Raw genomic sequence first — 22,955 nt, 5'->3', positions numbered from 1 at the left:
ATGTCTAAGACCTTTAAAATTCTCTCACCAACGGCCATCTTGGGGTACGGATTCCCGGAAGAGAGCTTTATGAAAGCGATGGAGGAGTCACCTGATTTAATCGCCGTAGATGCTGGATCCTCTGACCCCGGCCCTCACTATTTGGGTGCCGGTAAACCTTTTACCGACCGCGCTGGAGTAAAACGCGATCTGCGCTATATGATAACCGCAGGGGTGAAAAATGGTATTCCTGTGGTTATCGGTACTGCGGGTGGTTCAGGGGCTGCACCGCACCTGGAGTGGTGTCGCCAGATAATTTTAGAGATTGCCAAAGAGGAATCGCTCAACTTTACGCTGGCTGTTATCCCTGCCGACGTCAGTAAAGAAGTGGTGCACGCCGCCCTTGATGCCGGCAAGATTCAGTCGCTGGATTTTGTCCCTGAACTGACTCATGAAGCCATTGATGCCACAACCTATATCGTTGCTCAAATGGGGATCGAGCCTTTTCAGGAAGCATTGCAAGCGGGCGCACAAGTGGTGTTAGGTGGCCGTGCTTATGATCCCGCCTGCTTTGCGGCGTTACCGATTATGAGGGGATTCGATGAAGGTCTGGCGTTGCATTGTGGCAAGATTTTGGAATGTGCTGCTATTGCAGCAACACCGGGATCAGGCTCCGACTGCGCAATGGGTATTCTGGACGAAACTGGCTTTACCTTAAAAACCTTCAACGAGAAACGTCAATTTACCGAAACCTCGGCCGCGGCACATACCTTGTATGAAAAATCTGACCCATATTTCTTACCCGGCCCCGGCGGCGTGTTGAACCTGAAAGCCTGTCGCTTTGAAAATGTCGGCAACGGCCAGGTTCGTGTCAGCGGGTCAGTACATGAAAACACGCCATACACCGTGAAGTTGGAAGGCGCACGTCCGGTGGGCTATCGTACCCTGAGTATTGCCGGCACCCGTGATTCCATTATGATTGCCGGTATTGATAATATTTTGGTCGAAGTACGCAACAGTGTCGAAAAAAACCTCAAAATCGATCCTGATGCGGTGAAGCTCAATTTTCATCTGTACGGCAAGAACGGTGTCATGGGCAAAATGGAGCCAGAGCCGGATACCACTTCTTATGAATTGGGTATTTTGCTGGATGTTGTCGCCCCGACTCAAGCCATGGCTGATAGCATATGTTCACTCGCCCGCTCTACTCTGCTTCATTATGGTTATGCCGGGCGAATAGCTACTGCGGGTAATTTGGCCTTCCCATTCTCTCCGTCAGATATTCGAGCGGGACTGGTTTATGAATTCTCCATTTATCATTTGATGGAATACACACCAGAAGTTCCATTTAAATTCCGCCTGGAAAATGTAACAACCGAAGGAGTGGTAGCATGAAAAAATCAATTTTAGATTTGGCACACGTTGTCAGATCGAAAAATGCCGGTCCTTATGAATTAGTGCTGGACATTTTATTTAAGGATAAAGAGATATATTCAAGCATTAAAGCATCAGGGCAATTTAAAAAAGAACTGATTGCGCAACTCTATAAAATTGACCCCAAATTTGTACACCGCATTGTTTGGTTCGATCCCGCCAATGCTGTCAAGGTAGTCATGCCGCGTAGCCTGGTATCGGGTGCAGTAGGCGATACTGACGTCTATGGTGCTCAGCAACATGCACCATTATTGAAACTCGAGTTTAGCATTTAGTATTTCATTAACTGTAGCAATAGAAAAAACACTCTAATAATCCGGTGCACTGCGCTGCGTCATTCGCTTCGTCCTGCACCGTGATTAATATAGAGGCAAATACAACATCAGCACTGTTATTAATTAAGTTTAGAGCAACGATACCACCCTACTTATAAATGGAATCCTTATGAAATCAAAAAATTTGACCACAATGATCATATTGGGTCTGATAATAGGTATTATTGTCGGATTTTTAATTAATTCCTTTAGCAGCCCTGAGTTCGCTAAATCATACTCATCTGAAATATCTATTTTCACCGATATTTTCCTGCGATTGATCAAAATGATCATTGCTCCATTAATCATCTCAACATTAGTGGTTGGGATTGCCAAAATGGGGGATGCCAAAACCTTAGGACGCGTTTTCTCAAAAACGCTGTTCTTGTTCATTTGCGCCGCATTCATTTCCATTCTGCTCGGGTTGGTGATTGTTAACCTGTTAAGACCCGGTGATGGGATTAACTTCGTGGCGGAAACTGCCAGCGCTGTTGACGGTATCGCACCAGTACCATTCTCGGCTAAGGTGTTTATCTCACACGCTATCCCAACCAGTATTGTGGATGCGATGGCACGCAATGAAATCCTGCAAATTGTTGTGTTCTCTATATTTATGGGAATTAGCCTGTCCGCCATCGGTGAAAAAGCTACCCCTATCGTTTCGGTATTAGATTCGTTGGCACACCTGATGCTAAAACTCACAGGTTACGTCATGTTGTTTGCCCCTCTGACCGTATTCGCTGCCATTTCAGCCATGATTTCTGAGCGTGGCTTAAGTGTATTAGTCAGTGCCGGTATCTTTATGGGCGAGTTCTATCTCACCCTCGGCCTGCTGTGGCTTATTTTGATTGGTTGTTCGATACTTCTGATTGGCCGCTGCACGCTGCGCTTAATTAAAGGCATCAGCGAACCCGCGCTGTTAGCTTTTACCACCTCAAGTTCTGAAGCGGCCTTCCCTGGTACGTTAGAGAAATTAGAAGAGTTTGGCGTATCCAACAAAATTGCCAGTTTTGTGTTGCCGATTGGTTATTCCTTTAACCTTGTAGGCTCCATGGCATATTGTTCGTTCGCGGTCATATTTATTGCTCAGGCATGTAATATCCATTTGAGCATGGGTGAGCAAGTCACCATGTTATTGATTCTAATGCTGACTTCTAAGGGCATGGCGGGGGTTCCACGTGCTTCATTAGTGGTTATTGCCGCAACGTTGAGCCAGTTCAATATCCCGGAAGCAGGGTTGATTCTACTGATGGGTGTTGATCCCTTCCTCGATATGGGCCGTTCTGCCACTAATGTGATGAGTAACGCAGTTGGTGCAGCATTGGTTGGGCGTTGGGAAGGTGAACACTATGGTGAAGGCTGCCGTGGCGTGGCAAAAGCGCGTACGGAAACTATCATGGTTAAAGAGATGGCGGTGATTCAAGAGACATTTACTCTCGAGGCGCAGGCCAAGTAATAGCCGCTCTCTGTTTGTTCCCGCTGAAAAAGCAAAAAGCCCAGGCTTGCAATAAGCTTGGGCTTTAAATTTGGCGGAAGGATAGAGATTCGAACTCTAGGACCTGTTACAGTCGACGGTTTTCAAGACCGTTGCCTTAAACCACTCGGCCATCCTTCCAATGGGCAGCATTATCATCTATAGCGCGATGATATGTCTAGTGTTTCATTTAGAAAAAATTGAAATTCGATTCGTTTGGTTAAACTTCACACCAAAATTGGTCAAAAAAAGTCTGTGCGGCTAAAAATGGCGCGCCTTTTGATAAACCATCGGCTGTTTTCAATGCACGTAAGAGCTGCCTTCGGCGGATAAACATCCTGTCCTAACAATACCAGCCTGATGACCGACACAAAAAAACGCGGCCAGATTGACCGCGTTCTGCCTCAGAACTTATCCTGTAATCAGAATTAGAACTGGTAAACCACACCAACAGCTACGATATCATCAGTGTTGATACCGGCGTTTTTGGTAAAGGTATTTTCATCCAACAGGTTGATTTTGTAATCAACGTAGGTGGACATATTTTTGTTGAAGGCATAAGTTGCGCCGACATCAACGTATTTCAACAGATCCTGGTCACCATAACCGTTGCCAAGGTCTTTACCTTTGGATTGCAGGTAAGCCACGGATGGGCGCAGGCCGAAATCAAATTGATATTGAGCCACTAACTCAATGTTTTGCGCTTTGTTAGCATAACCGGCATCGGCATTGTTATTGCCGAAATCACCGAAGCGGGTCAGGTTATAAGTCTGAGTATAGTTAGCCGCCAGATAGACATTGTTGGCATCGTATTTCAAACCACCGGTGTATGCATCTGCACGGTCACCGTGACCAAATTTCAGGTTATTTTGATCAGTAGTACGCAGAGAACTGGCCATCGCCGCAGACGCACTCACACCCCAGCCCAAATCGTAAGATACGGACATACCGTAACCATCACCATTCTGCCCTTGTACATCACGGCCATTATTGGTTTCAGTACCGTTACCATTTTTGCCCTGATATTGCAGCGCAAAGTTCAGGCCGTCCACCAGACCAAAGAAGTTGGTGTTACGGTAAGTCGCCATGCCGTTACCACGTTGAGACAGGAAGTTATCCGCACCATATGTATCGCCACCAAACTCTGGCAGCACGTCAGTCCATGAAGTTACGTCGTACAGCACACCATAGTTACGGCCGTAATCCAGAGAACCGTAATCCGCAAATTTCAGACCCGCAAAGCCAACACGCGTGAAGTTGCCTTGATCCTGACTTTCAGCTTTATTCAGGTTTGCCTGATATTCCCACTCGCCATAACCGGTCAGTTGGTCATTAATTTGTGTTTCGCCTTTTAGGCCGAAACGCATGTAGGACTGATCGCCATCATTGCTTTTATTGTCAGAGAAATAATGCAGACCATCAATTTTACCGAACAAGTCCAGTTTGTTGCCGTCTTTGTTGTAAATTTCAGCTGCACCTGCACTACCTGCGACTAATAAAGCCGGAACCAGCAGAGAAAGAACTCGAAGTTTCATCGTTATTATCCTCTATTATTAGATTTGATTATGCCACTGCTCTTTCGAGCAATTACTCCCAATGGGGTTTCTCTATTGTGGGAATAAGATTAGGATTAATCTATACAGAAAATGCTACTAAGTGACGGATAATGTTTCATATACCCAACAAAGTATTTCAAAATGTAAATACTGGCGAACTTTAACAAATATTAAAAACACTAAAAATATAGCACTTACAATCAAGAACAAATATAATTAACATATAAAACAACATGTTGAAAAAACACATCAGCAGCACAAATTGATAAGTAAAATACAATAATCGAGGGCTATAATACATCCGCTATCATCATTATTTTTACTTTTATTCACATTATGGCTTATGTGGCCAGATAATTAGTTAGTGTTACGGCCGGTCTTTGACCGGCTTTTTTATTGCCAATAATATATAGTTAAGTATATTCATAGTGAGCACGTATTAACAAGATGAAATAGTAGCCGAATAATATAGTTTCATGGTTTTATTTAAGCACAAATAGCTTAAAAATATCTAATCAGTGATTATAATGCCCTATGGATGACCGTTCAATTATTCATCAACGATGAATAATTGAACGGTTCACTCTCTACTAGAAATAATCCTCGGCTAATCATTTTTGATTTTAAGCCACAATCTTATTGAGTGATACGGTTATCCTGCGGTGTATTTAGGATGATAAAAACCACATTTTAGCCTAATGAGTAGCTAAAGAGAGGCCAGCTATGCCATGCATATATAGGGCTTAGAGTCATGGGGTGCCCGCAAGCAACCGTATATAAAAAGCAACTATTCTACTAATCCAGACAAATCCCTTCGACCCGCATTTCTCTTTGTGATAGAAACATCTGTCAATATCACTTGTTCGTTTCAATCGCAGATCTGATACCTCATGACCACCAAAGTACTCCAACAAACATTGCAGCCAGGTGTTGCACAGCAAGTCTCGACCCGACTGGCATTCTTTATTGCAGGATTGGGTATGGCCGCTTGGGCCCCTCTGGTGCCTTTTGCCAAAGCGCGTATCGGTCTTAACGATGCGTCGTTGGGCTTACTGCTATTGTGTATTGGTATCGGTTCGATGCTGGCAATGCCCCTGACCGGGGTACTAACGGCAAAAAGGGGTTGCCGCCCAGTGATTTTACTGGCAGGGGCAGTGCTGTGCCTCGATCTTCCCTTGTTAGTCCTGATGAATACCCCGGTGACGATGGCTCTCGCTCTGCTCGTATTCGGTGCTGCTATGGGCATAATAGATGTCGCCATGAATATTCAGGCGGTTATTGTTGAAAAAGCCAGTGGCCGGGCCATGATGTCCGGTTTCCACGGTCTGTTTAGTGTCGGAGGGATTGCCGGTGCTGGTGGCGTGAGTGCTTTATTATGGTTGGGGCTAAGCCCATTGGCGGCGATTATCGCTACCGTGGTGCTAATGATTGTTCTCCTGCTCACTGCCAATAAGAATTTGCTACGAGGTAGCGGAGAAGCCCATGACGGCCCACTGTTTGTTTTGCCGCGTGGTTGGGTGATGTTTATTGGCTTCCTGTGCTTTGTTATGTTTCTGGCCGAAGGCTCGATGCTTGACTGGAGTGCGGTTTTCCTGACTACACTGCGCGGTATGGACCCCTCACAAGCGGGAATGGGATATGCGGTATTTGCCATCGCCATGACACTCGGGCGTTTGAATGGCGATCGGATTGTCAACGGATTGGGCCGATACAAGGTATTATTAGGTGGCAGTCTGTGTGCTGCGCTTGGGATTATCATTGCGATAAGCGTTGATAGCTCAATTGCCGCTCTTTTGGGCTTTATGCTCGTAGGGCTTGGGGCATCCAATGTCGTGCCTATCTTATTTACCGCCGCCGGTAACCAAACCGTGATGCCAGCCAATTTGGCGGTAGCATCGATTACCACCATCGGATACGCCGGGATTTTAGCCGGGCCTGCGGCAATTGGGTTTGTCGCACAATTAAGCAATTTATCGGTGGCTTTTGGCTGTGTGGCGTTACTATTACTGACCGTCACTGCCAGCGCCAGAGCCGTCACGCGCTAATCAAGGAATATGCATTATCGTTATGCAAAATAACTCGTTATCTACCAGTTCTGCGAATATCACTCGCTGTTTCTGGCTGTTTATCGTCCTGCTGCTCGTCACGATGGGCCTGTATAGCTACAACTATACCAATGCCTATCTGGCAGAAAAAAAATACGCGCTAACGACTATCGCCGCAGGCCTGCAACAACGTATCGATGATTACCGCTATCATACCTATCAGATATACGATTTAGCCAATAACCCCAATATGTCTGAGAAAAGTATCCTCTCCGCACAAGAGGTCCGGCTACGCCCTGATATTTACTATATCGAAAAGCCGCGCAGAAAAACTGACTCGGTCATTTTTGGCAATCACGAGCCAGCAACACTGCCGATGATCTTGCAGATATCTGACTATCTTGATAGCCATTGGGGGTCACAAAATGATACTTACTCGATGTATTATCTTAACGGCCAAGATAATAGTCTGACACTCATCACCACCCAGGCATTAAAAGAAGTCACTTCGCGTTTTAAAGAAAGTTACCTGACCGTTGCTGCTGAATCTCGGCGCGCGGAAATGTTGCAACAGGCCAATACCTTAGATGAACGTGAGAGTTTCTCACCGTTACGTAAATTTCGCTTTCAGAACGCCTACTATTTTACGCTGAGAACCACATTTAACCATCCTGGGCATTTGGCTACCGTTATCGCTTTTGACTTACCAATTAATGACTTAATACCTTCCAATATGGCGCGTTCTAACTTTTTGCTGCAACAAGATAAGACCCCCATTAATGAAGGTATGGCGCCCGAGGACATTGTAGCAACCAGCGTGGCATTGAATGGTTCCTGGCTAGAATTTTCAGCCCCTCTGGCGAATGCCGCGCTGAAAATTGTCTATCGTGTCCCGGTCGGGGGGTTAGCCATTGATTTGCTGAGAAACAACTTTTGGCTCCTTTTGTCCAATATATTGTTGCTAGTACTGGCTGTTTTAGGCATCTATTTTGTGCGCCGCCAATATGTGCGCCCAAGTGCAGATATGGTCGAACAGTTAGAAACACAGAAATCACTGAGTCAGGAGATTATTACCAGCCTGCCACAAGGGTTATTGGTCTATAACTTCAGCAACAGCACTGTAGTCGCTAGTAACCAGATTGCCGATAACCTGATGCCCCATCTAAATCTGCAAAAAATTGCTCATATGGCAGAACAGCACCACGGGGTGATTCAGGGCACGGTAAATAATGAAGTTTATGAGATTCGGATGTTCCGCAGCCAGATTTCACCAGAAACCTATCTGTTCCTGCTTCATGATCAGGATAAAGAGGTACTGGTAAATAAAAAGCTGCAACAAGCAAGGCGTGAATACGACAAAAACCTGCAAGCCCGCAAATTGATGTTGCACAACTTGGGGATTGAGCTGAATCAACCTATCAACAACCTCAATCAGATAGCCCATGAGCTCCAGAACACCACCGACTTACAGCAACAACAGAATCTGAAAGCCAAATTGGTAGCGCAAACTGACACTATCGCCGAGTTGATAGATAACATTACCCTCCTGACGCGGCTGGAGACTCAGGACTGGCAGCCTGAACAGGGGGCCTTCTCTCTATCAGCATTAATCGATGCGCTACTGCTGGAGGTACTGCCTGCGATAAATCAGAAAGGTTTAACGCTGTTTAATCACTATCATGTCAATATCGATCAGGATTACATCGGCGATGAAAAAATCTTACGTAAAATACTGTCGCTGCTACTGCATTATTCTGTTATCACCACAGCTTATGGGAAAATCACGCTCAATGTTGGCCACGAACCCGGGCATCCAGAACAACTGATTATCCAGATAACCGATACTGGTGTCGGTATTTCTGATGAAGAGATCAGTAATCTTAATTATCCTTTCCTCAGTCAAACATTGGTTGACCGATACAACCATGGCTCGGGGTTAACATTCTTTTTATGTAACCAATTATGTAAGAAATTAAACGGCCAACTTGAGATTCGCAGTAAAGTAGATATAGGTACTCGCTATACTATCCGTGTATCCATGGCTATCCAAAATGAACAAGTAGAGGAGCAAGAAAAATTATTGGACGGAGTTACGGCGCTATTAGATATAACTTCAGAAGAAGTACGTTCAATTATCACCACGTTATTGAATTCATTCGGCGCCAATTGCATTGTCGCGGATGATCGTTTGCCAGGGCGGGATTACGATGTAACCTTAACGGATAACCCACAACAGTATGATAACTTTACCTTATTGCTAGTCTCAGACGAGGTGGGTTTACAGCAGTTGCAGGATAATTATATTCGGGTAAATTATAATTTGGGCAGCGCTGTCATTGATGCAATATTATTATTAATCGAGCAACGAATCTTATCAGATGAGTCTCCTGAAGAGTCTGAATCCATTGCTGCTGATGATATAAATACCTACGAGCAACAACTAAAGTCCAGTGACTATTATTCCTTATTTGTTGAGACAGTACCGGTAGATCTGAAGAAACTGTATACTGAAGTTCAGCAACGTGATTTCATATCGCTTTCGCAGACCGCACATCGATTGAAAGGCGTATTTGCTATGTTGAACCTGATACTTGGCAAACAGCTATGTGAAACATTAGAACAGCATATCGCAGATGGCGATCGGTTGAAGATCGAAAATAGCATCAGTCAAATTGATTCTTTCGTCACCAGACTGTTGCAGCAAGGTAACCCATAACCATGAACAACCTTAATGTAATTATTGCTGATGACCATCCAATTGTGTTGTTTGGCATCCGAAAGTCGCTTGAGCAAATTGAATGGGTAAACGTTGTCGGGGAGTTTGAAGACTCTACAGCGCTTATTAACAGTTTGTCTAAACTTGATGCCAATGTGCTAATTACCGACCTCTCCATGCCTGGGGATAAGTACGGTGATGGCATCACTCTGATAAAATATATAAAAAGGCATTACCCAGATTTAGCCATAATTGTTCTGACCATGAATAATAATCCCGCTATTCTTAGTTCAGTTTTGGACTTGGATATTGATGGGATAGTATTAAAGCAAGGCGCACCAGCCGACTTGCCTAAGGCATTGGCCGCACTACAAAAAGGGAAGAAATTCACCCCAGAGAGCGTGGCTAAACTGCTAGAGAAAATCAGTGCTAATGGTTACGGTGATAAACGTTTATCACCGAAAGAGAGTGAAGTTTTACGGTTATTTGCTGAAGGTTTCTTAGTGACTGAAATCGCCAGAAAACTCAATCGCAGCATTAAAACCATCAGTAGCCAGAAGAAATCGGCCATGATGAAGCTGGGCGTAGATAATGATATCGCGCTGTTAAACTATCTTTCATCTGTAACCATTAGTCAGGTTGATAAAGAACAATAATCTTTATCTACCGATATAATCTCAAGCCCGGTGTTGCTCAGCAAAATTTGCTCAGTGACCTCGGGCTTATTTTTATCCATTTTTCCATTCATGCTATTAATGCATTAACTCTCGTTATAACAACCAAACGACCTAAACAGCTAACCCCTGCGGCTTCAAGACCAAGGCATAAGCCAAAGTAATTGGAGTTGCAGGTAGGCAGCAAACGAATAAATCCCGAGGAGCATACTCACGTAAGTGATTCGGGTGAATGAGTGCAGCTAACACCCCTGCGGCTTCAAGACCAAGATATAAGCCAAAGTAATTGGAGTTGCAGGTAGGCAGCAAACGAATAAATCCCGAGGAGCTTACTCACGTAAGTGATTCGGGTGAATGAGTGCAGCTAACACCCCTGCGGCTTCAAGTACGAAGGCTTTAACGTGAACGGCGGACTTTGTCACTATAGTAAACCAACATCTGGCGCAATGTATCCAGTGTCACTGGCTTGGACAAACAGTTATCCATCCCTGCTTCAATACAGCGTTGTTTGCCTTCAGCTAATGCATTGGCGGTTACACCAATGATCGGGAAATGATGGTTTAACTGCCGCAGGCGCTGAGTCAGACGATAACCATCCATATTTGGCATGTTCACGTCAGTCAGTACAATATCGACATTATTGGCACTCAATACTGCCAGAGCATCCAACCCATCATTCGCGGTAATCACTTGGTAGCCCAGAGTGGTGAGCTGATCGGCTAACAAGCGGCGATTAATGGGATGATCGTCCACAACCAGAATTTGCAAGTCTGCATTCTCATCCTGATTTGCTTTCGGTGCTGGCAACTGTAATGGCGCGCACTCAACCAATGGTTGTTCCAGCAATATCTGGTCCAATAGCGGGATAATCTCGAGTAGGGTCGATGTGCTCAGTAACCAATAGCCTGGACGCGTCTCTTGTGGCAGACCAATGTGCTCAATGGAGATTTGAATCCACGTCGATAGAGGTGCGTTTATTTGCGGTAAGTAATCACAAATCAGCACTTGATCCTGCAAGGTCTGTTCATTACTGTAACGCCGGATCGTGGCTCCAAAATGACGCAATAAATCAAGTAAATAGCTTTCCAACCGCGCATTGCGGATATCCAACCACAAGGTTTTCCCTTGCCAACGGTCGCTTTGCGGTAACACGGCATTTTTAGCCCGATTGCCATTTTCGGCAAAATATAATGGAATGCGGATAGCAAAAATACTGCCCATTCCTAGCTCTGAAACCACTTCAACATCGCCATCCATCAGGTTGACCAACTTCTCACAGATAGCCAGGCCTAGCCCCGTCCCTTGAAAATGGCGCTGCACTCCAGTTCCAACCTGGAAGAATGGATCAAATAACTGGTTAATCTCACGTGAATTAATCCCCACGCCGGTATCTCGCACTCGGAATTCCAGATAATCACCGCGCACCCGTACTTGCAAGATAATACAGCCAGTATCTGTAAATTTTATAGCATTATTCAACAGGTTAGAAATCACCTGTTGCAAACGGACAGGATCGCCGAGCATCTGTCGTGGTACATCAGGCTCAATAAAGCAGTAGAGACCTAAGCGTTTTTTGACCACCAGCGGTAAATAGTTAGCCGTAATATGGGTTATCACCTCCACGGTAGAGAACTCACTCGGCTCAATTTTCAGTTGTTCAGATTCTATTTTAGAAAAATCGAGGATGTCGCTGATAATTTTGAGTAATAAGCCTGACGAATTATTCATCGCCGTCACCAGCCGCTCAACACCGTGAGGTAACTCTTTGGTTTGCAACAAATCGAGGTTACCGATAATCCCATATAGCGGCGTGCGCAACTCATGGCTGACCGTGGCTAAAAACATCGATTTTGATTGGCTGGCCTGCTCCGCCGCCGCCGCCATCTCTTGCAGTGACTCTTCCATTTTGACCCGTGAGCTGACGTCAACCAGCACACAGATAGCCACATCTTCATTACGATAACGGGAGTGAACAAAGCTAATTTGTAGATTATTGTTATTGCTGGTCATGACATCGACAAAGTTCGCCTGCTGCTCACAAATAATGCGTGTAATACGTTCGCGATCCTCATTCGTCAGCAAATTAATATAATTATGTGCCAATTCATTGCTGAGGATATTGGTCCCGTCACTAATGCGCAGAATAGAAATGCCCACAGGAGCCGAAGCGACAATTTTGCGGTTGAACTGTTCATGTTCCTCCAGCCTCAAAGCGTTATCTTCTGCTGGATGGAACATTTTTCGCTCAAATAGCCACGCCAGAGTAAAGATCACAACACCAGAAAGCGCATTCAGAAGAAATGCATTAAAAATTAATAACTTGAATGTATCTATTATCGTTCTAACCGGCAAGGAATAAGCGATGCTGAGGGTTGATGGCAGTAAATTCTTTTTTAGAATAAGCGAGTTGTAGTCATCAACGTAGCCAAAATAAGACGGAGAATCAGGGTAATCGTCTAACATCGAAGCATACCGTTCCCCTGTTGCTAACCGTAATACCGGCTCATTATCCTGATCAAGTAATGTCACGCCGACAGGCAATGTCCCGGAAGAGATAAAATCCTCCAGGCGGATAGTTTGCTCAGTACCCACCATTGCCTCTAGCTTGTTGCCCACATAGAGGGGGGTCAGGACATATAAGGTACCAATTTCAGGCCGCACACCCGGTACTATCCAATACAACGTGCTGTCTTTATCCTGATTTTTTGCATCTCGATATTTTAAAATATTTTCATTCAATGACTTAAGCAGACTCTCCTGCTCCATCGGGGTATTGCGAATATCGAAATCCACCATGCACAGCGTGTCGCTGCCAATAAAGAATATCCGGTTAAGGTCATAAGCTGCGGCAAAGTTCTCTTTCCAGTACAGAATCAGGTTACTAAGAGAACTTAATGAAGAGTGGCGCGACGAATTAAGTGCAGCACAATCCGCACCGGTATTAAGCGGATGATATTGTGGTGTCGTTTTGTTTTTGATAAAAGCGCCAGCAGCGATATCACTGCTCGCCGAATCCTGATTTAATCTGTTTTCCGCCATATATTTGATATCGCGGATGATATCGGCAGAGTGCCTGATGTAGCTCTGAGCCTGCTCAAAGTTAGTATTATATTCCTGACGGATGTCAGATTTTTTCTCGTTGAGAATGTTCAGGATATAAAAAGTGGTCAACAGTGCACCAAGTGACCATAACATAATGGCCAATACCCGAAACAAGTAACGGGATATTTTCAGTGTCGTGCGAAATGAAGAGAGATATTTCAATCTGATTCCAGGGTGGAAAGTAGGGCCAGACAGGCTGCATGAGCAACAGAATACACTACCAATAGCCCATAAAAAAGCCAGCTCGTAAGCTGGCTCTTGTTTTCAACAACGCATTATACGTTGTCGTCCTCATCTTCAGCATCGCCTTCTTCTGCTTCATCAGCAGCATCTTCATCTTCTGGTGTATTCAGTGCAGCATCGTCTTCGCCGCCCTCTTCACCTTCTAATGATTCGCCATCAAGGATTTCATCATCCTCTTCTGGCTCAGCAACACGTTGCAGACCAACGACATGCTCATCTTCTGCGGTACGGATCAGCGTCACACCTTGGGTATTACGCCCCACGACACTCACCTCAGATACGCGAGTACGCACCAGAGTACCCGCATCGGTGATCATCATGATCTGGTCAGTCGGAGCCACCTGAACAGCCCCCACAACCTTACCATTACGCTCACTGACTTTAATGGAGATAACACCCTGAGTCGCACGGGACTTGGTTGGGTACTCTTCCACTGCGGTACGCTTACCATAACCGTTTTCAGTCACAGTCAAGATTTCGCCATCACCACGTGGGATAATCAGAGAAATAACCCGATCATCACCATTGAGGTTGATACCACGTACACCGGTCGCAGTACGGCCCATCGAACGGACCTGTGACTCAGGGAAGCGAACCACTTTACCCAATGCAGAGAACAGCATGACTTCATTGCTGCCATCGGTCAGATCCACACCAATCAGCTCATCGCCTTCATTCAGATTGACGGCAATAATACCGGCGCTGCGTGGACGACTGAACTCGGTCAAAGCGGTTTTCTTCACAGTGCCGCTGGCGGTCGCCATAAAGATGTGACGGCCTTCTTCATATTCCCGCACTGGCAGAATGGCGGTAATACGCTCATTTGGCTCAAGCGGCAATAAGTTGACGATCGGACGACCACGTGCACCACGGCTGGCTTCCGGCAACTGATAGACCTTCATCCAATAGAGACGGCCACGGCTGGAGAAGCACAAAATAGTATCATGGGTATTGGCAACCAACAGACGATCAATGAAGTCTTCTTCTTTGATACGGGCAGCCGATTTACCTTTACCACCACGGCGCTGAGCTTCGTAATCCGTCAGCGGTTGATATTTGACGTAGCCCTGATGGGACAGCGTCACAACCACATCTTCCTGATTAATCAGATCTTCGATGTTGATGTCGGAAGTATTAGCCGTTATCTCAGTACGACGTGCGTCGTTATATTGCTCTTTGATAGCAACCAATTCTTCACGGATAACCTCCATCAGGCGATCCGGGTTTTCCAGAATAAAGATCAACTCACCAATTAAGGTCAACAGCTCTTTATACTCATCCAGCAGTTTTTCATGCTCCAGGCCCGTCAGTTTCTGCAAACGCAGATCCAAGATTGCCTGAGCTTGTTGCTCGGTGAGGAAATATCTGCCGTCACGGATACCGTATTCAGCTTCCAGCCACTCAGGGCGGGCAGCGTCATCACCGGCACGTTCCAACATTGACGCCACGTTGCCTAATTCCCATGAATTGGCAATCAAGCCCGCTTTGGCTTCAGCAGGAGTGGCGGCACGGCGGATCAATTCGATAATCGGATCGATGTTAGCCAGTGCAATTGCCAATGCTTCAAGGATGTGTGCGCGGTCACGTGCTTTACGCAGTTCAAAAATGGTACGACGCGTCACCACTTCACGACGGTGGCGCACAAATGCAACCAGAATGTCTTTCAGGTTAAGCAATTTAGGCTGCCCTTGAGACAGAGCCACCATATTGATACCGAAAGTCACCTGAAGTTGCGTCAGTGAATAGAGGTTATTTAGAACCACTTCCCCGACGGCGTCACGTTTAATCTCAATCACGATACGCATGCCGTCTTTATCAGACTCATCACGTAACGCGCTGATGCCTTCTACGCGTTTCTCTTTGACCAGCTCAGCGATTTTCTCAATCAACCGTGCTTTGTTCACCTGATACGGGATCTCGTGAACAATAATGGTTTCACGGCCGGTTTTCGCGTCAGCTTCAACTTCAGCACGGGCACGGATATAGACCTTGCCACGGCCAGTACGATAAGCCTCTTCAATACCACGGCGACCATTAATAATGGCGGCTGTTGGGAAATCTGGACCTGGAATGAACTCCATCAACCCTTCAATGGTGATGTTTTCATCTTCGATCAGAGCCAGACAGCCATCAATAACCTCAGACAGGTTATGTGGCGGAATATTGGTTGCCATCCCTACGGCAATACCTGACGAACCGTTAACCAACAGGTTAGGGATTCGGGTTGGCATCACTGCGGGGATCTGTTCCGTACCATCATAGTTAGGCACGAAGTCAACGGTATCTTTTTCTAAATCCGCTAACAATTCGTGAGCAATTTTAGACATACGGATTTCGGTATAACGCATCGCCGCAGCAGAATCGCCATCGACGGAACCGAAGTTGCCCTGCCCATCCACCAGCATATAGCGCAGTGAGAACGGCTGGGCCATACGCACAATTGTGTCGTAGACCGCGCTGTCACCATGCGGGTGATATTTACCGATAACGTCCCCGACTACACGGGCCGATTTTTTGTATGGTTTATTCCAGTCATTACCCAGTACATTCATCGCATACAGTACGCGACGGTGCACCGGTTTCAGTCCATCCCGGACATCTGGTAAAGCACGTCCGACAATAACGGACATCGCATAATCCAGATAGGAGCTTTTCAGCTCTTCCTCGATGTTGACCGGTGTTATTTCTCTGGCAAGGTCGCTCATTGAGCCGCTATCCCTCTACTAATTACCGGATTTAAAGGTACGAAACTATATCACAAAACCCAGATTTTGGCGAAACTACGTGATGTTTGTCGAAACGACTTTATGTCGGGCTTATCCGCCTAACTTAACGGTATTATTCTGCGTCAATTGGAAGGGAACATGTATAATCTGCGCAAAGAAACAGAACAGTGAGAACTCTCCATGCGTGTAGATAACACAGCTAGCCATCAGAATGTCGACGAGCAAGAAATCGCTAAATTTGAGGCAGTTGCCTCTCGCTGGTGGGATTTAGAAGGTGAATTCAAACCTCTTCATCGCATTAACCCGCTGCGTCTTGATTACATTTTACAGCGCTCTGGCGGTATTTTTGATAAGAAAGTGCTGGATGTCGGCTGCGGTGGTGGAATTTTGGCCGAAAGCATGGCTCGGGAAGGAGCACACGTCACCGGTCTGGACATGGGCTATGAGCCGTTGCAAGTGGCTCGCCTACATGCGCTGGAAACCGGTACCAAACTGGATTATGTACAAGAAACAGTTGAAAGCCACGCGCAAGCACACCCACAACACTACGATGTGGTGACCTGCATGGAGATGCTCGAACACGTGCCAGATCCCGCCTCGGTTATCCGCGCCTGCGCTCAATTGGTCAAACCCGGTGGCCACGTATTCTTTTCAACTATTAACCGCAATACCAAATCCTGGCTGATGGCCGTGGTCGGTGCAGAATATATATTGAAAATGGTTCCGAAAGGCACCCATGATTCGAAAAAATTTATTCGCCCATCAGAACTTATCGGTTGGGTTGATCAAACCCTGTTGCGTGAGCGCCACATTATCGGGCTACATTACAATCCGATAACAGATCGTTTTAAGCTTGGCGGTAATGTTGATGTGAATTATATGGTGCATACTCAACGAGATAGCGAATAAATTCATCGCGTGGGGAGTATAAAAATCAAACAATACCCAATAGATTTCGCGTTGTAGCAAGGCGGCAACCGAACAAATTCCCAGGAGCTTAGTCCACTAAGTGACTGGGGTGAGTGAGGATAGCCAACACCGCTACGGCGCGAAAGATGAAGGGAATTTTTCTAATGTTTAATAAACCGGCAAACGATCCACTTTTTAAGGTTTTCAGTAAAATCTTATCCCCCAAAGCGACAGTAGGTAAGATCCAGTGATGGCGCAGTCTGAGAGCGTTTCGTAACAATTCACCCCCAAGTTATCCACACAATTAAGCGATCTTGTTCACTTGCCAAAAGCCGCAATACTCACTATCTTGTTATCTATCCACTACCCACCCCCTACATATAGTGTTTACATACTGAACAATACACTACAGCCTCAATGATTTTCGTAATCATAGAGAGTGTAAATTTGTGCTGTTTGTGCATGAAGAACGGGGATAAAAGGTCAAGAACACATGAACCAAAGCCTACTTGTTACTAAACGCGATGGCAGCAAAGAACGCATCAATCTGGATAAAATCCACCGGGTCATCGACTGGGCCGCAGAAGGTTTACATAACGTCTCGGTCTCTCAAGTAGAATTGCGTTCACACATTCAGTTTTATGATGGCATTAAGACTGCCGATATCCATGAAACTATCATCAAAGCAGCGGCCGATCTTATCTCGCGCGATGCGCCTGACTATCAGTATCTGGCTGCGCGTCTGGCTATTTTCCATCTGCGCAAAAAAGCTTATGGCCAGTTTGAACCGCCAAAACTCGTCGATCATGTCGCGAAAATGGTAGAAATGGGTAAATACGACAAGCATCTGCTGGAAGATTATACCGCAGAAGAATTCGAACAGATGGACACTTTCATCGACCATTGGCGCGATATGAACTTCTCCTACGCTGCGGTTAAGCAGTTGGAGGGTAAATATCTGGTGCAGAACCGCGTCAGCGGTGAGATCTATGAAAGTGCCCAATTCCTGTACATTCTGGTTTCCGCCTGCCTGTTCTCTAACTACCCGCGCGAAACTCGTCTCGATTACGTGAAACGCTTCTATGATGCGGTTTCAACCTTTAAGATTTCGCTGCCGACACCGATTATGTCAGGGGTGCGTACCCCAACTCGTCAGTTCAGTTCTTGTGTGTTAATCGAGTGTGGTGACAGCCTGGATTCTATCAATGCCACCTCCAGTGCCATTGTTAAATATGTGTCACAGCGTGCCGGTATCGGTATCAATGCGGGTCGTATCCGTGCGTTAGGTAGCCCAATCCGTGGTGGTGAAGCTTTCCATACCGGTTGTATCCCGTTCTATAAACACTTCCAGACTGCGGTGAAATCCTGTTCACAGGGTGGCGTGCGTGGAGGTGCTGCCACGTTGTTCTACCCAATGTGGCATCTGGAAGTTGAAAGCCTACTGGTGTTGAAGAACAACCGTGGTGTTGAAGGCAACCGCGTGCGCCATATGGATTACGGCGTCCAAATCAACAAACTGATGTATCAACGCCTGCTAAAAGGTGAAGATATCACCCTGTTTAGCCCATCGGATGTACCGGGGCTATATGACGCGTTCTTCGCTGATCAGGATGAGTTTGAACGCCTTTATACCCAATACGAACAAGACAGCAGCATCCGTAAGCAACGGGTAAAAGCGGTTGAGTTATTCTCTCTGATGATGCAAGAGCGTGCTTCGACTGGCCGTATCTATATTCAGAACGTTGACCACTGCAACACCCACAGCCCGTTTGACCCGAAAATTGCCCCCGTGCGGCAGTCAAACCTGTGTCTGGAAATTGCATTACCAACCAAACCACTCAATGACATCAATGACGAGAATGGCGAAATTGCGCTCTGCACCCTGTCTGCCTTCAACTTAGGTGCCATTGATAGCCTTGACGATTTAGAAGAGTTGGCGGTACTGGCTGTACGTGCGCTGGATGCCTTGCTCGATTACCAAGATTACCCTATTGCCGCCGCGCAGCGTGGCGCGATGGGCCGTCGCACCTTAGGTATTGGGGTGATTAACTTTGCTTATTACTTGGCGAAGAATGGCGTGCGTTATTCCGATGGCAGCGCTAATAACCTGACTCACCGCACCTTCGAAGCTATTCAGTACTACTTGCTGAAAGCCTCTAACGCGTTGGCTCGTGAGCAAGGTGCCTGCCAGTGGTTCAATGAAACCACCTATTCGCAAGGTATTTTGCCGATCGATACCTATAAGAAAGATTTGGATGCCATCAGCAACGAGCCACTGCACTACGATTGGGAAACGCTGCGTAACGATATTAAGACTCACGGCCTGCGTAACTCCACACTGTCTGCGCTGATGCCATCTGAAACGTCTTCGCAGATCTCGAATGCCACTAATGGTATCGAGCCACCGCGTGGTTACGTCAGTATCAAAGCCTCGAAAGATGGCATTTTACGCCAGGTTGTGCCTGAATATGAGCGTTTGAAAGATGCTTACGAACTGCTGTGGGATATGCCAAATAATGATGGTTACCTGCAACTGGTCGGCTTAATGCAGAAATTCGTCGATCAGGCGATTTCAGCTAACACCAATTATGACCCAACCCGCTTCCCATCTGGCAAAGTGCCGATGAAGCAATTGCTGAAAGATTTGCTGACCACCTACAAATTTGGTGTGAAGACCCTTTACTATCAAAACACCCGCGACGGTGCTGATGATGTGCAGGAAGATATTCAAAGTCAGCCGGGTGATGATGACTGTGAAGGCGGCGCATGTAAGATCTGATTTATAGTTCTGGCCCTACGCGATAATCGCAAATACGGTTATCGCCGGGCCATTCTTCATTTGCCCTTGCATTGTTGTCCCCTGAGGAAATCATGGCCTATACCACTTTTTCGCAAAATAAAAATAACCAGTTGCTTGAACCGATGTTCTTTGGTCAATCCGTTAACGTGGCGCGTTTCGACCAGCAAAAACACGCTATTTTCGAAAAACTGATTGAGAAGCAATTGTCATTTTTCTGGCGTCCAGAAGAGATAGATGTCTCCCGTGATCGTATCGATTACAACGCACTGCCAGATCATGAAAAACACATTTTTATCAGCAACCTGAAATACCAGACCTTGCTGGACTCAATTCAGGGCCGCAGCCCTAACGTTGCCTTACTGCCGCTTATCTCAATTCCAGAACTGGAAACCTGGGTGGAAACCTGGTCATTCTCAGAAACCATCCACTCACGCTCGTACACCCATATCATCCGTAATATCGTGAATGATCCGTCGATAGTTTTCGATGATATCGTGACCAACGAAGAGATCCTCAAACGCGCAAAAGATATCTCAGCCTATTATGATGATTTGATCGAAATGACCAGCTACTACCACCTGCTGGGGGAAGGCACCCATCAAGTTAATGGTAAAACTGTCGTCGTCAATTTGCATGAGCTGAAAAAACAGCTTTATCTGTGTCTGATGAGCGTCAATGCGCTAGAAGCCATCCGTTTTTATGTCAGTTTCGCCTGCTCCTTTGCTTTTGCGGAGCGCGAATTGATGGAAGGCAATGCCAAAATCATCAAAATGATTGCCCGCGATGAAGCCCTGCATTTAACCGGTACCCAGCATATTCTTAATTTGATGCGTTCTGGCGAAGATGACCCGGAAATGGCCGAAATTGCCGTAGAGTGCCAACAGCAGTGTTATGACCTGTTCGTTCTGGCCGCCCAACAAGAGAAAGAGTGGGCTGAATACCTGTTCCGTGACGGTTCCATGATTGGTCTGAACAAAGAGATTCTGTGTCAGTACGTGGAATACATCACCAATATCCGCATGCAGGCGGTGGGGCTGGGTGTGCCGTTTGCTACTCGAACCAACCCTATTCCGTGGATCAACTCCTGGTTAGTGTCTGATAACGTGCAGGTGGCACCGCAGGAAGTTGAAGTCAGCTCTTATCTGGTCGGTCAAATTGATTCAGAAGTCAGTGCTGACGACCTGAGCGATTTCGAGCTGTAATCCATGAAATCCATTATCAAGTTGAGCACCACCGGTGTTCAACTTAACCGGCCCGCGAACAGCCGTAACTTGCTAGAAACGCTTGAATATCATCAGGTACCCATCGAATACCAATGCCGCTCTGGCTATTGTGGCTCCTGCCGCCTGCGCTTGCTGAAAGGCGAAGTCTGCTATTCGCAGCAACCTTTAGCTTTTATTCAGGCCGGCGAGATCCTGCCCTGTTGTTGTCAGCCAAAGGGCGATATTGAAATCGAGCTTTAAGCAGATAGATAAATCAGCCAATCGGATTTCACCTATAATCAGCCTGTTGAATAGATGATATTTTTGCATCTGGAATTAAAATCATAGGGACAAAAGATGAAAAGACTGTCAATCGCCATAACCAGCCTGTTAATGGCCGCCTCTGCCAGCACTATTGCCGCTACTGAGCCACCACTTAATCAACAACAGCCGTTAGAGAAGATTGCGCCTTATCCTCAAGCTGAAAAAGGAATGAGCCGCCAGGTCATTTTCCTCGAGCCACAAGAAGACGAAAGCCGCTTCAAAGTTGAATTGCTGATAGGTAAAACCATTGAAGTTGACTGCAACCGCCATATGCTCGGTGGCAATCTGGAAACCAGAACCTTGTCTGGCTGGGGCTTTGACTATTTGGTGATGGATAAAATCTCCGAACCGGCCTCAACCATGATGGCTTGCCCGGATAACACCCGCCGCCCACAATTTATCGCCGCCAATCTGGGGGACGCCGCTATGCAGCGCTATAACAGTCGCCTACCGATCGTGGTTTATGTACCAAAAGGAGTTGATGTGAAATACCGCATTTGGGAAGCAGGCAAAGATGTAAGAAACGCGCAGGTAAAATAAACGGTTCTGTCGCATTAAGACATCGTCAGGTAACATGCTGTTTTTTTTAAGATGTTGCCTAACCATGTCTCTGATCCGAAACGCCTTTAAACGCCGGCATTATCCCGTTGATATCATCGTACAATGTGTTCGCTGGTATCTGGCTTATACCCTGAGCCTGCGCAATTTGGAAGAGATGATGGCTGAACGCGGTATTGCCGTTGACCATTCCACGTTACATCGTTGGGTTATCCGCTTGGTGCCCTTGCTGGATAAGGCGTTTCGTCGGCATAAACGTACCGTAGGTCGGCGGTGGCGAATGGACGAGACCTACATCAAAGTCAAAGGTCAGTGGAAATATCTGTACCAGGCGGTCGATACTGCAGGCCAGACCATCGACTTCCTACTCACCGCCAAACGGGACGCTGGGGCGGCACTGCGTTTTTTCCGCAAGGCTATTCGCCAACACGGCGAACCTGAGGTGGTCACCATTGATAAAAGTGGTGCCAATACAGCGGCTCTGGCTACACTCAATGCCAGCAAACCGGCGGAAGAAAGCATTACCGTCAGGCAGAATAAGTACCTGAATAACCTTGTGGAGCAGGATCACCGAAATATCAAACGGCGGATACGATCGATGCTGGGCTTCAAATCATTTAGACGTGCGCAGACGATATTGGCGGGCATTGAGTTAGTGCACATGATACGCAAAGAACAGCTTCAACATCCAACTGGTGACAGATTGTCACCGGCGGAAAAATTTTATCTGTTGGCCACCTAAATAACCGACAACGCAACTTTTGCCAACTTCATATCACTAATACGACAGAGCCTTCTTGATAACGTATATCGGAGCAAGGCACTTTATTTTTTAAAGTATTTAGTATATGCAACTTTCAGGAAACACCATTAATGAGATAAAATATGTCTTCTTCATA

General features: G+C 46.2%; 15 protein-coding genes and 1 tRNA gene. 12 read left to right on the top strand and 4 right to left on the bottom strand.

The annotated features are described in order from the left end of the window. The 3 genes from V2A84_RS04100 (at position 1) to V2A84_RS04090 (ending at position 3,183) form a co-directional block, all read left to right on the top strand. On the top strand, positions 1 to 1,374 hold the full coding sequence (locus tag V2A84_RS04100; RefSeq protein ID WP_442848624.1) for an acyclic terpene utilization AtuA family protein: 1,374 nt from the start codon (positions 1 to 3) through the stop codon (positions 1,372 to 1,374). After that, positions 1,371 to 1,688, top strand: a complete 318-nt coding sequence (locus V2A84_RS04095) for a DUF4387 domain-containing protein (RefSeq protein WP_083158307.1) — start codon at positions 1,371 to 1,373, stop codon at positions 1,686 to 1,688. The genes V2A84_RS04100 and V2A84_RS04095 overlap by 4 nt, the downstream gene beginning before the upstream one ends. Positions 1,689 to 1,857: 169 nt before the next feature. After that, complete coding sequence (locus V2A84_RS04090; protein WP_083158306.1) at positions 1,858 to 3,183, top strand: dicarboxylate/amino acid:cation symporter; 1,326 nt, start codon at positions 1,858 to 1,860, stop codon at positions 3,181 to 3,183. Positions 3,184 to 3,254: 71 nt separating this feature from the next. Here the strand turns inward: V2A84_RS04090 and V2A84_RS04085 are convergent. Together V2A84_RS04085 and ompC are read right to left on the bottom strand one after the other, a co-directional pair. Then, a tRNA-Ser gene (locus tag V2A84_RS04085) sits at positions 3,255 to 3,342 on the bottom strand. A 287-nt stretch (positions 3,343 to 3,629) separates the two neighbouring features. Next, entirely contained in the window at positions 3,630 to 4,736 is a 1,107-nt protein-coding gene (gene ompC, locus V2A84_RS04080; protein WP_083158305.1) for a porin OmpC, read from the bottom strand. 911 nt (positions 4,737 to 5,647) lie between these two features. On the opposite strand from ompC, the gene V2A84_RS04075 reads away from it, so the two are divergent. Genes V2A84_RS04075 through rcsB form a run of 3 tightly spaced genes read left to right on the top strand, consistent with a single transcriptional unit; the run spans position 5,648 to position 10,174 of the window. After that, entirely contained in the window at positions 5,648 to 6,802 is a 1,155-nt protein-coding gene (locus tag V2A84_RS04075) for an MFS transporter (RefSeq protein WP_442848623.1), read from the top strand. A gap of 22 nt (positions 6,803 to 6,824) precedes the next feature. After that, a complete protein-coding gene (gene rcsD, locus V2A84_RS04070) occupies positions 6,825 to 9,518 on the top strand; it encodes a phosphotransferase RcsD (RefSeq protein ID WP_442848622.1) in 2,694 nt (897 codons plus the stop codon). Between the two features lie 2 nt (positions 9,519 to 9,520). Next, entirely contained in the window at positions 9,521 to 10,174 is a 654-nt protein-coding gene (gene rcsB / locus V2A84_RS04065; protein ID WP_005192390.1) for a response regulator transcription factor RcsB, read from the top strand. Between the two features lie 414 nt (positions 10,175 to 10,588). Here the strand turns inward: rcsB and rcsC are convergent, their stop codons facing one another. After that, positions 10,589 to 13,456 carry a two-component system sensor histidine kinase RcsC gene (rcsC, locus tag V2A84_RS04060; protein ID WP_442847687.1) on the bottom strand — a complete coding sequence of 956 codons (2,868 nt, stop codon included), beginning with the start codon at positions 13,454 to 13,456 and terminating at the stop codon, positions 10,589 to 10,591. A gap of 113 nt (positions 13,457 to 13,569) precedes the next feature. Further along, positions 13,570 to 16,242 carry a DNA topoisomerase (ATP-hydrolyzing) subunit A gene (gyrA, locus tag V2A84_RS04055; RefSeq protein ID WP_083158301.1) on the bottom strand — a complete coding sequence of 891 codons (2,673 nt, stop codon included), beginning with the start codon at positions 16,240 to 16,242 and terminating at the stop codon, positions 13,570 to 13,572. A 201-nt stretch (positions 16,243 to 16,443) separates the two neighbouring features. Between gyrA and ubiG the strand changes: the two genes are divergently transcribed. From ubiG to V2A84_RS04025, 6 genes are all read left to right on the top strand, one after another. Then, positions 16,444 to 17,172 carry a bifunctional 2-polyprenyl-6-hydroxyphenol methylase/3-demethylubiquinol 3-O-methyltransferase UbiG gene (ubiG, locus tag V2A84_RS04050; RefSeq protein WP_372559445.1) on the top strand — a complete coding sequence of 243 codons (729 nt, stop codon included), beginning with the start codon at positions 16,444 to 16,446 and terminating at the stop codon, positions 17,170 to 17,172. Between the two features lie 493 nt (positions 17,173 to 17,665). Then, positions 17,666 to 19,951, top strand: a complete 2,286-nt coding sequence (gene nrdA, locus V2A84_RS04045) for a class 1a ribonucleoside-diphosphate reductase subunit alpha (RefSeq protein ID WP_083158299.1) — start codon at positions 17,666 to 17,668, stop codon at positions 19,949 to 19,951. A gap of 92 nt (positions 19,952 to 20,043) precedes the next feature. Beyond that, positions 20,044 to 21,174, top strand: coding sequence for a class Ia ribonucleoside-diphosphate reductase subunit beta (nrdB, locus tag V2A84_RS04040; protein WP_083158298.1), 1,131 nt, complete (start codon positions 20,044 to 20,046; stop codon positions 21,172 to 21,174). A 3-nt stretch (positions 21,175 to 21,177) separates the two neighbouring features. Beyond that, entirely contained in the window at positions 21,178 to 21,435 is a 258-nt protein-coding gene (yfaE, locus tag V2A84_RS04035) for a class I ribonucleotide reductase maintenance protein YfaE (RefSeq protein WP_102970384.1), read from the top strand. A gap of 96 nt (positions 21,436 to 21,531) precedes the next feature. Beyond that, positions 21,532 to 22,038 (top strand): serine protease inhibitor ecotin, encoded by a 507-nt coding sequence (gene eco / locus V2A84_RS04030; RefSeq protein ID WP_083158297.1) that lies wholly within the window; start codon positions 21,532 to 21,534, stop codon positions 22,036 to 22,038. Positions 22,039 to 22,102: 64 nt separating this feature from the next. Beyond that, complete coding sequence (locus tag V2A84_RS04025) at positions 22,103 to 22,798, top strand: IS6 family transposase (RefSeq protein ID WP_083158296.1); 696 nt, start codon at positions 22,103 to 22,105, stop codon at positions 22,796 to 22,798. Positions 22,799 to 22,955: the final 157 nt, after the last annotated feature.

The organism is Yersinia sp. 2553 StPb PI, assembly GCF_052217105.1.
Lineage (GTDB): Bacteria > Pseudomonadota > Gammaproteobacteria > Enterobacterales > Enterobacteriaceae > Yersinia > Yersinia enterocolitica_E.
Note: the sequence above shows the minus strand (reverse complement) of the source record. Positions and strands in the feature narration are given on the sequence as shown.